Origin of the sequence: Noviherbaspirillum aerium, assembly GCF_008929045.1 — a bacterium.
In the GTDB taxonomy this organism is placed as follows: Bacteria; Pseudomonadota; Gammaproteobacteria; order Burkholderiales; family Burkholderiaceae_D; genus Noviherbaspirillum; species Noviherbaspirillum aerium.
The window spans coordinates 40,925-55,085 of sequence record NZ_VFAH01000034.1 but is presented as its reverse complement, the minus strand read 5'-3'; the positions used below and the strand labels follow the sequence as shown (position 1 = coordinate 55,085).

Genomic DNA, 14,161 nt, shown 5'->3' with positions numbered 1-14,161 from the left:
TTCGGGCGACCCTTGCGGGAAGGCCGTTTAGCTTCAATGGACACTGTGGTTCCCACTACTCGTTTGGTGGGAGGTACTTTGGCTTCTCCTGCAAACAATGTCCACACGGCTCAGAGACGACGCTTACTTTCTATCGGTACGGCATGCACGCGAAGTCATTAGCACGTGGCGACAGGAATACAACGATGCGAGGCCACATAGCTCGCTCGGTTACCTGCCGCCCAACCATTTTGCAAAAGGATTTTTAACCGCGGATTCCATCGCAATGTCGGACTAAATTGGGTAGCAGGTCACTTTAATCCTATTAGTGGCGGCTTACGCCCAACGTGCGCCGCAATCTTTTAAAGGAATGGAATGGCAAAAGACGATGTGATACAGATGGAGGGGAAGGTCCTCGAAAACCTGCCTAATGCAACCTTCACTGTCGAGCTGGAAAACGGGCACAAGGTACTAGGCCACATCTCTGGCAAGATGCGCAAAAATTATATCAAGATCCTCCCAGGCGACAAGGTCAAGGTGGAAATGACCCCATACGATCTCACAAAGGCGCGCATCGTATTTCGCACTAAGTAACTCGCAATACCATTCCCGAGAGGCTCGATAGCATTGGGTAAAGAGGGGCCTCCGCTAAACCTTCACCTTCTCCTCGAACTTGACTGTGCCACGCCCACGTGGGTACACGAAAGAAGCATGCATGCGGTCTAGCTTTATCCTGCCAATTCCATCTAATTGCCGAATAAATTTATAACCCGCTTACCTTCTTCCGACAAACATTCAATACCAGCTCGGGGAGTGTCGAATTTTGTTCGCTTTGCGATTTTCGGCCCATCAATGAAGACATGGCAATTTTTTGAACAGGTCATTCGTCAGTCGACAACGAACTTATCCTTCCTCTAGGCGAACCATACATACTGACTCTGCTCTCACTTCAGTTGTAAATGACAGGAGATGCAATGCCAACAGTTTCAATGGAGTGCGTAGGTTGCAATAGGGAATTTGAAGTCGTCGAAGTGAGTTGTTCTTTTGTCGATGAAGACATGACCGACACTGTAGAGTGCCCCGCTTGCGGCAAGGCAGTGCAAGGACGTCCCGGCAAAATTTACGTCAGTACGCCTATACAAGCAGGCATTGGGCTCTTCACACAAAAGTATCCAAATGGGTAGTAGCAGGAAGCAAGGCCCCTTCCGCAATGAAGGAAGGGGTCCACTAAGATCATGGATGACGAAGTACTTAGACCTCGTCTTCGATCAAGCCCGCAGGCAGCTCTTCAAGAGGCACAGGGGCGCCATGCCATTCTTCACTGGTTCCACTGCCGTTCGATCCAAGCTTATAAGCGTCGTATTGCAAAATTGACATATTTCCTCCTTCAAAAACGATGAGGAATATATTGCAACGCTGTTGCATTGCACAATAAGGGTTTACCGAATGAGAATTTGGCAATGCGACGCTGTTTTGCGCTATGCAAAAGTAGAAAAAGCCGGCGCACGCCGACTCTTGGGCGTAGATGGGAAATCCCTTTCACATCTACAGATGAAATTGGTGCTGGAATGTTTCGAAACCCCCAGCTCGGGTATAAACAGCTTCTTCCGCTAAGGTCGCCTCATTCGGAAAAGCTAGAGTAAAGCCATAGTATTCGCGAAGAGTAACAGGCAAATGACCCATCATCCATGCTGCCGCTCGAGGTCTCTTCGCTTCGAAAAACTTTGACAAAGCGAGTCGTGGCGTCTATGTTGCATAATATCAATAGTCCGTGGCATAAGACCCTTTATGGAACGAATGGGGAAGCCTACCCTACTCATTGCCGTCAGTTCTCAAGACACTCCGCTTGTCCATGATGTCCTGGATGATGAGTTCAATCTATTGATCTGTCATTCTTTCCAGGAAGCCGAAGCGTTCCTCCGCAAAGACATCGATTTGGTCACCTGTGGGGTTCATTTTGATCGCGGCCGGATGTTTGACCTGCTGAAGCGTGTCAGGCGCACACCGAAGCTTCAGGACGTGCCGTTCCTGCTTGCACTGGGACGTGAAGTCAAATATTCGCCGGCGATCCTGCAAGGTATCGAAACTGCGGCCGAATCACTTGGCGCAAAGGCGTTCATCAATATGTTGGAGTTAGTCTCGGAGATGGGTAAGGAAGACGCGTATGAAGATATACGACGAACAGTCCGCAGGCTGCTTCATCTGAATTTACTGAATCAAGCCATTAGCTCCCAGGCAAAGGCAAGCCAACACGCGTCAGACGCAGAGGAGCCTCGCGCAGCCTGAAAAATAAGGTTCGAGTACAACTCAAAACATTATTGCTCTAACGTTTGACCGCCTTATCCCGCTTTTTTACCAAATGACCGACTAGTACGCGAAAAAATCCTACACAAATTTAGCACTCATCTTTATAGGCCTTATATGGCGGAAGGGAGTGGGAGTCGAACCCACCAGACACGCCGTGCGCATCTCGCCGAATTTGAAGTCCGGGCGCTCCACCGGGATACGATTCCCTTCCGTTTTGTCACATTGCCAGCACTATTATTACATCTCCGCTTGCTTTGCTGCTGCGCTAATCAAGCATCTTTCTCGATCCACCAGAAAAGTGCGTAATGCGCGCGTGGTCCATAAACTCGAGCACCTCAATGGTCAGATTTCGACCGATGCTGGACCGGTCTCGAAATGAAGCCGCATCGAAACGTCCTGTCGGCGATTCCACAGCGAGTTGTGCTGCGATACCTGCAAGCTTGTCCAAAGTCTCCGGCAAAAAGTACCGATTTTTCGCCACGCGAACCAGATGTCCCATGCGACTTACTCTCTCCAAAAATTCGACCAAAGTCGCCTGATTCATGTCGAGCTCCCGTGCAAGCTCGCCCACAATCGGCGGCCGCAATCCGGCACGGCTTAGCAGCAAGCTGATCTGTTCAAGTAGCAGGGCGTCCAGTGCAGACAGGACGGGCTGATGCTCCTTTAGACGCAGGCTCACACCCTGCCGGACTACCAACCCATCGTCGCATAGGGCCTTGCAGGCAGCCCGCCATGCCGTTGGCATCCGTTGAAACTGCATCTGCGCCGCTAGGGCAGCATCAGTAGGCCCAACCGATGTAGGCTCGCTCTGATGCCATTCGCGCAGCACCTTTGTCAGCTGGCCACGCATTGCGGTCCACCGTTGTGCAGCAATCCCCACAAGCACGTCACGATCATGAAAACATATCATTGCATGGCGTTCACGCAAAACTGTCTGTTCGTCGGGGGTCAGGTTCCATGCCTGTGCGAACGGCTGCAGTGAAACGCCATCTGGGCAGATCGCGAGCAAGGCATCGAGCGCCTCGGAAGCCGTCGCGCGTTCCATCGCGCTTAACTGGGCTATTCTTTCCGGCTTCGCACGACCACGATGGATGCCGAACGGGTCAACGACCCGGCCGCCGCCTATAGTCCGCCGTGCGGACTGGTCGCGTAATATAAAGCGGTCGCCATGCATTGCCGATATGCTGCGGTCCAGAACCAGCTGGGCAAAACTTGATTGGCCTGGCTCAACTGAATTCGCTCCCAGAATGGCGACTCTGGCGTTGACCACCGCTGCGCCAATGTGCACATGCACCGGCGTCCAGTGCTCGATAGACGATGGACAGGATGCATGAACGACTAGACGAACATCAAGGCGCTCGGTCGGCGCATGGGCGGCCGCCGCAACGAGCCAGTCTCCGCGCTCGACTGAAATTCGCTTGAGACTGCTGCCTGCAAGATTGAGCGCACAGCGCCGGCCGGCTGAGGCAACGTCTGTCGGACGGTTGTGCTGGTGAATACTTCGGACACGCAGTGTTTCGCCTTGCGGCGAGACGACAACCTCTTCGTCCACGCGTAACCTGCCTGAAGTGACGGCACCTGTGACCACCAGGCCCGCGCCTGACAACGTAAAACTGCGGTCAATCGCCATCCGAAAGTTTCCTGCCATTGCTACCCGAGGGATACTTGCCGCTGCGTCAGCAAGATGATTCCGCAGAGCCTGCACTCCTTTGCCCGTCGTTGCGACCACTGGAAAGACCCTTGCATCTTGCATTGGCGTAGTCGATAGCAGAGTTGCGATTTGCACTGCAACCTCATTGACTCTTTCCGGCGCTACACGATCAGTCTTTGTCAGTGCAACCGCACCACGCTGTACGCCCAGGAGTTGCAAAATCGCCAGATGCTCAACAGTTTGCGGCATAGGCCCATCGTCGGCGGCAATGATCAGAAGCGCAAAGTCGATCGCCGCCACTCCCGCAAGCATGTTACGCACGAATCGTTCATGTCCGGGGACATCGACGAATGCGAGTGGTTCTTCGCATCCGAAATCGGCATACGCATAGCCTGGCTCAATCGTCATACCGCGCTGCTTTTCTTCCTTAAGACGGTCGGTATCAATGCCGGTCAGCGCTTTAACCAGCGTTGTCTTGCCATGATCGACGTGGCCCGCAGTCGCAATGATCATATTGCAGGAGCACCGGCAAAGAGTGCAATGAAATCCTGCTCCGCTTCAAGGCAGCGCAAGTCCAGGAGAAAGGCACCATTGGATATGCGACCGATAACTGGCGTCGGCAGTGAACGGAAGGTGCTGGCGATCTCTTCCAGAATCCTGCCTGAACGCCGCTTTACGCTCGCCGGTGTGATGCGCAAGCCGAAGCTGGGTAATAGATTAGTAGGCAGGGAGCCGCTACCTATCTGGCTATCGAGCGGTACCACGTCCACATTGCCTTGGGCACTGGCCCATCCGGCCACGGCGGGCCGTACCCGACGGGCCAATGCCTCGATCTCGTCCACCGGCCTTGCCAACAGGCGCAGCGTCGGAAGCCGCTGGATCAGCCGGTCCGGGTCGGCGTACAGGCGAAGCACCGCCTCAAGCGCGGCAATCGTCATCTTGTCGCAGCGCATGGCGCGCTTCATGGGATTTTTCTTGATGCGCGCGATCAGTTCCTTGCGACCGACGATGATTCCGGCCTGCGGTCCTCCAAGCAGTTTGTCGCCGCTAAATGTAACCAGGTGAGCGCCTTTCTCCAGGGTTTCGGCTGGCGTCGGCTCGTGCGGCAGGCCGAATCGTGTCATATCGACGAGTGTCCCGCTACCGAGGTCTACTGCAAACGGAAGACCTTTGGCGCCGGCCACATCGGCAATCAGGGTCTCGTCCACCGAGGCAGTAAAACCTTCTATCCGGTAATTGCTGGTATGCGCCTTCATGAGCAAGCCGGTCCGGTTGCTTACTGCATCCGCGTAGTCCCGCAGATGCGTGCGGTTGGTGGTGCCTACCTCATGCAGTTTGCATCCCGCACGGGTCATGATGTTCGGTAAACGGAAAGCACCGCCGATTTCGACCAGTTCACCACGGGATACGATGACCTCTTTGCGCAGCGCCAGCGTATTGAGCAATATCAGCACCGCCGCCGCATTGTTGTTGACCACCGTTGCGGCTTCGGCACCGGTCAGGCGGCATAGCCAGGCTTCGATGTGGTCGTCGCGGTCACCGCGTTCTCCGGTACCGAGATCATATTCAAGGTTGGATGCGCCGGATGCCGCCTCTACCATCGCAGCAATCGCCTCGGGCGGAAGTGGAGCGCGTCCCAGATTGGTATGCAGGACCGTCCCGGTCAGGTTGTACACCCTGCGCAAAGACGGCGACACGAATGTTGCTATTCTCTGCGCTACGGCTTCCGCCATTACCGCATTGCTGATGCCACCAGCCATGGCGGCATGAACACGGCATGCCTCCAGTTCCGCACGGATTGCCATCAGGACCACTGTTCGACCATGTGCTGCTATCAGTGCCTCGATTGCTGGCCATCGAAGTACCCGGTCTACTGACGGTAGATGGAACTGGACGGCAGAGTTGGCAACGCTCATGCCAAGCCCCCTCTCCGGTCCGCCTTACTTCCCTGCGATGCCTCGCAAAATGTGCTCGAATGCTTCGTCGGCAAGCGCACGCAATTCGTCATCGGTCCTGTCCTGGATAGGATGGCGTACGAAGACCATTGCCGGGTCGAACCCAAGCACTTTTGACTGCAACGCAGCTGCTTGTTGAAACTCCGTGGACGCAATCGCTACTCCAGGAATACCTCGGCCTTCGAGGTCTGCAATGTCATGCATACAGCACGACGTGCAAGACCCTCAGTCTGCCAGGCCTTCGATCAGTACATTGCATTCAGCGGCAATCTGCTGCTTGAGCGCAGTTGGGGCCACCCGTGTGAACGTCGGCTTGCGATACCGTTTGACCGCAATGCCTTGTGCGGCAAGCCGTTCGTCGAGGCGGTCCAGGAATACATTGCCGCGCGCCTTGGAAATGTCCAGTATGCCGACGGTAAGCCCTTCCAGACTTGCAGGTCGGGCAAGCAGCGGTCGCACCGCCGGTGCCCGTTCCGATGTGGGATCGAGCAGGATAGTAGGTTCTTTCATGAAAGAATCTCCTTTGTAACAGGTGTGGAGCCGACAGGGCCGGATGCGGCCCAGCCAGCAATGACGGCAGAAAACAAACCAGCGGTCCCTCCGGCGCGAACGATAAGCAGCCCGCCCGGTCGGAATTTGGACACCATACTACCCGCCATGGCGGCCGGCAGGCCTTCCGCAATGCCGCCCGCACCAACGATCATGTCATCGGCCGGCACGGTCAGCAATCGGTCCAATTCTTCACGCAGCCGGATTTTCGACCAGCCGGCATCGGTAAAGACGCGGCAATGTTCCGGTGACACCACCAGTACGGCGTCGCCAGCCATAGCAAGTTTCGGGTGATCTACAGAGCGCAGGCAAAGGGCAAAGCTGCGCGCGAGCGATTCGGGAGTACGTGATTTCTGGTCGACGATCCCTTGCACGCCTTCGCCGGCAAACAAGGTGACGGTTGACGACTCTGCGGGAAAACCGCGTTCCACAGACAATGATTGCCATGCAGGATCTTCAGCTTCGGCGAAACAGAAGGTATATTTTCCAGGTGTGCCAAGGGTTGCGCGATCCAGCTCGCCTGGGCGTCCGCCGCCGATATTGCGAATGACAAGTTGAAGTGCGCGACCGATGGTTGCATTGGCGCGATTTCCCTGACCTAGTGCATTGACGCCCGAATTCATGCCGACGGCTTTCGCAGCAGGCCCGTTCACGATGATCATCGGTCCTGCAAACATTGTTGTGCAAAGCACGCCATGCATGCCAAATTCATCGACAAGGGCTGCTTCCACCGCGGCCAGTACGATGGGCAGATATTCAGGTTTGCAGCCCGCCATCACAGCATTGATCGCCACTTTTTCAACAGTGCATTCGGCCAGGTCGGGAGGCACGATGCCAATGACTTCATTTGGCTGGCGCGTCGTGCCTGCCAGCATCCGCAGAACACGTTCACGGGTCGGTGGGACCACCGGCAGTCCGTCCGTCCAGCCTCGTTCGTAACATGTCTCGATAAGATCTTCCGATGCGGCGATCTCCATTGGGCGCGAGGTGAAGCCGGGACTGCCATAGCGAATCACCAGCGACTCCGCGATGCCAGGTTCCAGTGTCTTGGAACCACAACCAGGGCGGAGTACCGGCAAGGTTTCTCCCAATGAGGCATTGCCACTCAAGCGCCGCCAGTCGTCACGATGCCAGCCGTAAGTACGCTCGACCTCTACGCCGTTTTCAACACGGATCAATGTCGGCACCACTTCGACATTCAACCGAAATGAGTGCTCGAGCGTCTCGTCATAGATGACGTTGGACATGTCGCGCGCATAGTCGTCCGTGTCCTGTACATAGACTGTCAGCGGGACCCCCGAATCCGCGAGCGCCGGCAATAATGGCTCTACCAATGCGCAAGTAGGACATTCGCGCTTGGCAATGACAATCAACCCGTCTGGCATGGTAGTCATCGTTCAATTTGTGTTGTGTCAGCGTTGTAGCACCTGGAAAGCCGTACATCTACATTCGGCAAATCATATAAAGATACTATCCCAGATGACGCAAGCTTGTTTTATTGCCAGCAGGATCTGTTCTTCATCCAGGACAACCCGTATGTGTGCCGGAGGACTTTATCGCGACGGGCGTTTCATCTGGCAAGAAGTCGGCTGAGTCGCGACGTAGGCATCGATCCGCTTTTCGGTCTTCCATCCATAACCGGTATTTTCCTGATCGTATTTCACCTCCTTGCCATCTGTCTTGACCCAAGTATTGATGTAGATCGGTTGCTGCAACTGATGATCTGCCTTGCGCATCTCGACCTCGCCGCTCAGGGTTTTGAATTTCATGCCCTCCATCGCAAAAGCAACCTTCACCGGATCAGTCGACCCGCTTTCCTTGATCGCTTTGGCCAACATGCCGATCGCACTGTGACTAGACATGAGCCAGTAGTCTTCATTGTATTTCTTCTTCATGGCGTCGACGACAGGTTGTCCCGCCGGATCGGAGTTCGCATTCCAGTAACTCACGTTCTTGACGCGGTCCTCCCCTGCACTGCCCATAGCCACAGGCACGCCGCTCGTGTAGGCCGTATAGGTGTAAAAAGTCGACTTCAGATTGGCGTCTTTGGCTGCGCGAATCAATAGCGCAAGATCGGCCCCCCAGTTACCGGTAATAATGGCGTCTGCTTCCGACGCCTTGATCTTTGCCACATAAGGAGAAAAGTCCTTTACGGTAGCGATAGGATGCAAGTCGTCGCCGACGATCTGGATGTCCGGGCGCTTGCGCTTGATGTAATCCTTTGCCGCACGGCTTACCTGGTGTCCAAGCGCATAATTCTGACCGATGACATAGACCTTCTTGATATTCGGATTGGCTGCAATATAGGTTGTAAGCGCCTCCATGCGCATATCCGAATTCGGTTCGAATCGGAAGTGCCAGAAGCTGCACTTGCTATTGGTCATATCGGGATCGAGCGCAGCGTAATCGAGATAGACAATCTCCTTTCCGGGATTGCGCTCGTTATGTTTATTCACCGCGTCCAGCAAGGCAAGCCCGACGCCGGACCCCGCACCCTGCGCAATGTACCGGATACCCTGGTCCACGATCGTTTTGAACTGGCTGAGCGACTCCTGCGGACTTCCCTTGTTGTCGAACCCAACGACCTCGATGGTATGTCCCGGCCCGGCCCATTTTTGCTCGGTTGCCATACCAGCGATGAGTTGCAAGCTATGCAAGGCATTGAGGCCAGGCGGCGCAAAGGCACCTGACAACGGATCGATGAAGGCAATCTTTACATTGTCAGCATAGACTGCCGGCGTGGCGCATGCAGCAGCCGTCACACAGGAAAGTGAAATTCTGCGTAAGGAAATAGTCATGTCATCGTCTCCGGTTTGGTTGGGTTGTTGTATTTATCGTGCCGGGCCTATTGACGGCAAATGGCAGATCACCAGCATGCGCCGCCCGACCGAAGCACTATTCAGCCGTCATTTGTCTGTACCTTGCGCTTAGCTTCATCGTGCAAGTCCTTGCGTGACAGCTTGCCAACGGCCGTCTTTGGCAATTCGGAACGCAGTTCGAGTGCCTGAATCATTTCATGCTTGCCGAGATACGGCTTTAAGAAAGTCTTCAACTCGTCTAGTGAAATTGCATCGGCACCTTCTTTCAGTCGTACATAGGCTTTGGGGCTTTGCCCGCGATACTCATCATGCACGCCGATCACGATGACCTCGGCGACCGACGGATGTTTATAGATAGCTTCTTCGATATTGCGTGGATAGACATTGAAGCCGCTGACAAGCATCATGTCCTTGATACGATCGACGATCCACAAGAAGCCCTCGTTATCCATATATCCGACATCGCCGGTACGCAAGAATCCGTCGGATGTCATTGCAGATTCGCTTGCCTCGGGATTCTTCCAATACCCCTTCATCACGTTCGGACCACGAATACATATCTCACCCTGCTTGCCATAGTCGACCTGAACTGCTGGATCGTCGACGCTGACGAACTTGATGGTCACGCCGCACATCGGAACACCGCAGGAACCAATTTTGTGCGGCCGCTGCGGCGGCGTGTTAGTCCCTACGCCGCACACCTCCGTCATGCCCCAGCCTTCCCGCAACGTACAACCTGTCAGTTGCTGAAACCGTTCGTGTACTTCAACCGGGAGCGGCGCCCCTCCGGAGTTGCTAAGTTTCAGACTTGAGAAGTCGGCATGCTCGACACCCGGGAGGCCGTTGACAGCGGTAAACATCGTTGGAACGCCGAAAAAAACGCTGACTCTTTTTTCGGTCAGATCGGTTACGGCTGCACGCACGTCGAATCTTGCATGGATAACCAGTTTCGCGGCGAGGTGTATGCCAAGCAAAAGATTGAACGTCAATGCATAGATGTGGAACAAAGGCAGGACCACAAGAAAGGTTTCCTTGCCAAATGCCAGACCGGTCCCTCCACTCGCCAGATTCAGCCTGGCCTGCATGCAGGCTGCGGTCAGCGTGGAATGCGTGAGCATTGCCCCTTTCGGCATGCCCGTCGTACCGCCGGTGTATTGAAGAACCGCGATTTCCTGCAGGTCACATACGGCCACCGATTCATAATCTCCGTCATTGGCAAGCAGTTCCGCATACCGGACATGCCGGTCAGTCCATTGTATCTGGCAGGGCGCCTCATGCAATGCTGCATCGCCGCCCGCGGATGACCACGCGGACATCTCGGCCATATTTCCGATAACGAGGTATTGCAGTCGCGTTACCTCCAGCAGCTTGTCCATTACCGGATAAAGTGCAGGGGTATCAAGCGTGATGATGACGTCGGTTTCACTGTCTTCCACCTTATGTGCCAGAACCTTTTCCGCATCAAGCGGCGAGTAATTCACCACGACCGCGCCGATGCGCAAGATAGCAAAGAAGCTGATGACGTAATGTGGAGTATTGAGAAGGAAGAGTCCGACTTTGGTACCCGGCCGGATACCAAGAAGCTGCAGCCCCTTGGCTGCTTGCGCAACATACTGCTGCAGCTCAGCGTAAGTAAGCTGCTTTCCGTTGAATTCGATTGCAATGTGCTGGGGAGCCTGCCGTACCGCATCGTCCAGCACTTGGCACACCGGCTGGGTATCGACAACAGCGTCCCATCGCAAGCCTGGCGGATATGCCTTTGACCAAGGTAAATCCTGCATAGTTACTTTGTCCCCTTGTTTTACCTTCAGACGGCGCGACCAACTTTAATTGCACCAAGGCAAGACCGCAGTTTCAGCTCCGCTTGGGGAACAAGCTTAGAACGTTGTGAGGCTTGAATCCAATGATTTTCCTATATGAAGTGATATGAATACAATTCATAAGGTCTTGGACGCTACACCTAAGGGTAGTTTCGCCGAAAGAGCTACTTGAGGAATGCCGGCTTCTTTACTTGATGAAGGAAGTCCGGAAACAGATGTTGATATAACTGCAAGGATTTGGTCCCGCAGCCATCGTGCGGCGGCATCTTTGTCACTACGCGCATGCCAGTAAAGAAACAACTCCAGCCGTAAAGACGGAAACGGTGCTGCCAACATCTGATTGCCCAAAGCATCGTTCGTCAATTCCGCAAAGCAGCGCGGCATCGTCATCAGCATGTGCGTGCGGCTAACAATGTGGGCGGCGGCGGAATAATGCTGGCAGCGGAGACGCACTTGTCTTGTTAACCCGGCTCGCCGCAAGCTAATGTCTTCGATACTTAGGCCCCGGCGACGCGACGAAACCTGGATATGCTTTTGCCCTAGATAAGTATCGAGGTCGACGCTGCCACGGATGTCGGGATGGTCCTTGCAGGCAAGAATCACAAGAGGTTCGGAAAGCACTGCTGCATGGCCAATCTCCGGACTGGTAGGGATCAGTACATCGATTGCCATGTCCAGTGAGCCTTCGAGCAATGCCGCCTCGACTCGACGACGGTCACTGTAGATCGATTCAATCTCTATGCCTGGCGCCACTGGACCGATGCGTTCCATCAGTTTGGGCAGCAGGACCGCATCGAAGGGATCGCCCATGGCAATCGTAAAACGGCGTTGGGTCGTCGACAGGTCGAAGTGTACGGTTTTCTGCAAAGTGCATTCCATGCTTTGCAACGCGTTACGAACATCCACGATCAGCATGCGTGCGAGCGGTGTCGGCGTCATGCCGCGGCTGCTGCGCTCGAATAGAGGATCCTCGAACAAGGTGCGCAAACGTGAAAGTGCATGGCTTACCGCCGACTGCGTAATATTCAGCTTGCGTCCGGCAGCGGTAATGCTGCCAAGCGCAAAGATCGCCTCAAACACAATGAAGAGGTTAAGATCCACGCGCGATAGATTCATGCTGGGCCACCTCCGATGTAATAGTCACTGAGGAGATTGTAAGCTACGCGTCAGAAAACGGACTCGAAGCTCATCATCTGCCGGGGTCTGGTAGTTCAATGTACTGTGCGGCCGGGGCTCATTGCAATCCCGCCGCCATGCGGCTATCCGAATGCGTGCCTCCGCCAAGCTGGTAAGCCAGTGATCGTTGAGGCATTCATCCCTGTACCGGCCGCTGAAGCTTGCAATGCAGGCGTTATGCGTTGGTTTGCCTGGCTCGGTTAGTTTGAGCTGCACACCATTCTGATATGCCCATTGGTCCAGCATCTTGCCAGTAAACTCTGGACCCTGAGCGGTGCGAATGGCGCCCGGCAGACCGCGAAACTTCGCCGCGCGCTGCAGAATTCTCACAACATACTGCCCTGATACTCCATGTCATCGCTTTTCTGCCTTTTCCACCAAGTTCAATAAACCACCGGTAGTTTCATACGAGCCCCGATTCCCATCTACTTACTGCTTGTTGCCGACCGGATTTCGTCCATGGCGTTCTTTAACTGGCCAACGACGATCGCATCAGAAGGTCGGCGGTGAGTTGATCCATAATACCCTTGTGGTGACGCTGCCTGGATTGCTGTAGCTGTGCGGCTGCTCGCTGGCAAAGTAGAACGAGTCGCCTGCCTGTAGCAGATAATTAGTATCGTCCACCGTCAGGGTCAACGCCCCTTCCAACACATAACCCATTTCCTCACCCTGGTGCTGAATGCGTTCGTCAGCACTCGCACCCGGTGGCAAAACATGGATATCGCCCTGCAGCAATTGTCCCCGCTGCGGCGGCACCAAGCGCTCAAGCCGTATGCCCTTGCTTCCTAGCGCCTCCTCGCCGAACTCGACCACAGGGCGCTCGCCGGCACGCACGACGGGACTGTGCCTCATCTCTTCCACGCTGGTCAGCTCCGCGATGTTGGTCTGGAAGGCCTGGGCGATACGGTGCAGTAGCGACAGTGACGGCGATGCCAGACCGCGCTCTATCTTCGACAGCATCCCTTCCGTACAGTCGGTAGCCTGGCCAAGCGACTTGAGCGTGTATCCGCGCAAGATGCGGGCATGCCGTATGCGCGCGCCCAAGGCAAGCGCCAGCCTGGTTGGCGCGGAAGGGTTTTCGGTCGCAGGAGCATCCCCTTGCGGGGCAATCGAGGTACGTGGATGAGCCATATCTGTCGGTGAGATGGCCGGCGCGCCTTGCGGCGGCGGCCCGGTTTATTCGAATGTCGTTCAGTGTACCGAGAAATGCACCGGCAATGGTTTGTTGCTGTTGATTGCCACGATATCCTGAGGACAGGCTGACAGGACGACAATGCAGTCCATCTCTGCGTCGAATTCGACATAGTCGCCCGGCTTGCTTACGGTTGGAAGCCATTGAATCTTGCCCTCGCCGTCGAAAGGAATGTTCATCCAGAGGTTGAGCGACCCCGGAACCTCGCGCGTGCGCAAGCCGATCGCCTTCAACGCCAGACGCAGGTTGTCGGCGCAGCTGTCATGATATCCCTCGACGCCGAGCGTACGGTAGCGATAAATGTCGCAGGGCGCGATCAGCGTATCATGCACACCGACCGAAGTGTCGGTCTTGAACGTCAGTATCGGACGGCGGTGGTTGCTTACCATCTGGTCTCCCGGGCGGGGATTGACCCGGTCAATCCAGGCATGTAGATGTTCCATCGACATGAACTCGCTCATCTGCCCCGCATTGAAGGCCCACATGTCCGCTACCTGCGTCCCATAGGTGTTGATGATCTTGATAGTTTGTCCACGTTTGAGGCGCACCGCACGTCCATGCCGGGCGGGCACTTCGTAGACACGTCCAAGTTCCGGCGTGCCATCGGCGGAGATTGGCGACTTCAGTGAATCGTTCGTGCCGGCGGGTTCGCTGTTGTCTACCATGGTGAGTGTGGCTTCAGTTGTCATCATTGCGGCTCCTTGATTAAGGTC

At 55.2% G+C, this 14,161-nt stretch carries 13 protein-coding genes, 1 tRNA gene and 1 pseudogene; 3 read left to right on the top strand and 12 right to left on the bottom strand.

The genetic code is table 11. The annotated features are described in order from the left end of the window. The first annotated feature begins 97 nt into the window (after positions 1-97). Both FH061_RS31930 and infA read left to right on the top strand, forming a co-directional pair. Positions 98-277, top strand: coding sequence for an integrase core domain-containing protein (locus tag FH061_RS31930; RefSeq protein WP_192805286.1), 180 nt, complete (start codon positions 98-100; stop codon positions 275-277). 77 nt (positions 278-354) lie between these two features. Then, positions 355-573, top strand: coding sequence for a translation initiation factor IF-1 (gene infA, locus FH061_RS27635; RefSeq protein WP_151639055.1), 219 nt, complete (start codon positions 355-357; stop codon positions 571-573). A 657-nt stretch (positions 574-1,230) separates the two neighbouring features. On the opposite strand, the gene FH061_RS31560 is transcribed toward infA, so the two are convergent. Continuing rightward, positions 1,231-1,356 (bottom strand): hypothetical protein, encoded by a 126-nt coding sequence (locus tag FH061_RS31560; RefSeq protein WP_264158763.1) that lies wholly within the window; start codon positions 1,354-1,356, stop codon positions 1,231-1,233. A 420-nt stretch (positions 1,357-1,776) separates the two neighbouring features. On the opposite strand from FH061_RS31560, the gene FH061_RS27630 reads away from it, so the two are divergent. Then, positions 1,777-2,265 (top strand): hypothetical protein, encoded by a 489-nt coding sequence (locus tag FH061_RS27630; RefSeq protein WP_151639054.1) that lies wholly within the window; start codon positions 1,777-1,779, stop codon positions 2,263-2,265. Positions 2,266-2,401: 136 nt separating this feature from the next. On the opposite strand, the gene FH061_RS27625 is transcribed toward FH061_RS27630, so the two are convergent. The 11 genes and pseudogenes from FH061_RS27625 to FH061_RS27570 all read right to left on the bottom strand — a co-directional run bounded on the left by FH061_RS27625 (position 2,402) and on the right by FH061_RS27570 (position 14,140). Then, a tRNA-Sec gene (locus FH061_RS27625) sits at positions 2,402-2,497 on the bottom strand. 54 nt (positions 2,498-2,551) lie between these two features. Continuing rightward, on the bottom strand, positions 2,552-4,450 hold the full coding sequence (gene selB, locus FH061_RS27620; RefSeq protein ID WP_151639053.1) for a selenocysteine-specific translation elongation factor: 1,899 nt from the start codon (positions 4,448-4,450) through the stop codon (positions 2,552-2,554). Continuing rightward, positions 4,447-5,853: an L-seryl-tRNA(Sec) selenium transferase gene (gene selA / locus FH061_RS27615; RefSeq protein WP_151639052.1), complete on the bottom strand. Its 1,407-nt coding sequence runs from the start codon at positions 5,851-5,853 to the stop codon at positions 4,447-4,449. Before selA ends, selB begins: the two co-directional genes overlap by 4 nt. Positions 5,854-5,877: 24 nt before the next feature. Continuing rightward, positions 5,878-6,402, bottom strand: a complete 525-nt coding sequence (locus FH061_RS31685) for a UGSC family (seleno)protein (protein ID WP_273701378.1) — start codon at positions 6,400-6,402, stop codon at positions 5,878-5,880. Then, on the bottom strand, positions 6,399-7,835 hold the full coding sequence (locus FH061_RS27600; protein ID WP_151639049.1) for a thioredoxin family protein: 1,437 nt from the start codon (positions 7,833-7,835) through the stop codon (positions 6,399-6,401). Before FH061_RS27600 ends, FH061_RS31685 begins: the two co-directional genes overlap by 4 nt. Before the next feature lie 159 nt (positions 7,836-7,994). After that, positions 7,995-9,239: a branched-chain amino acid ABC transporter substrate-binding protein gene (locus tag FH061_RS27595; RefSeq protein ID WP_151639048.1), complete on the bottom strand. Its 1,245-nt coding sequence runs from the start codon at positions 9,237-9,239 to the stop codon at positions 7,995-7,997. A gap of 101 nt (positions 9,240-9,340) precedes the next feature. Beyond that, the gene (locus tag FH061_RS27590; protein WP_151639047.1) at positions 9,341-11,041 is read right to left on the bottom strand and encodes an AMP-binding protein; all 1,701 of its coding nucleotides are present in this window, start codon (positions 11,039-11,041) and stop codon (positions 9,341-9,343) included. A 156-nt stretch (positions 11,042-11,197) separates the two neighbouring features. Further along, positions 11,198-12,196, bottom strand: a complete 999-nt coding sequence (locus FH061_RS27585) for a LysR family transcriptional regulator (protein ID WP_151639046.1) — start codon at positions 12,194-12,196, stop codon at positions 11,198-11,200. Positions 12,197-12,220: 24 nt separating this feature from the next. Beyond that, positions 12,221-12,610 (bottom strand): annotated as a pseudogene (locus tag FH061_RS27580) (integrase core domain-containing protein); the annotation flags it as partial. A gap of 138 nt (positions 12,611-12,748) precedes the next feature. Next, positions 12,749-13,387 carry a cupin domain-containing protein gene (locus FH061_RS27575; RefSeq protein ID WP_151639045.1) on the bottom strand — a complete coding sequence of 213 codons (639 nt, stop codon included), beginning with the start codon at positions 13,385-13,387 and terminating at the stop codon, positions 12,749-12,751. Between the two features lie 60 nt (positions 13,388-13,447). Next, the gene (locus tag FH061_RS27570; RefSeq protein WP_151639044.1) at positions 13,448-14,140 is read right to left on the bottom strand and encodes a DUF1989 domain-containing protein; all 693 of its coding nucleotides are present in this window, start codon (positions 14,138-14,140) and stop codon (positions 13,448-13,450) included. Positions 14,141-14,161: the final 21 nt, after the last annotated feature.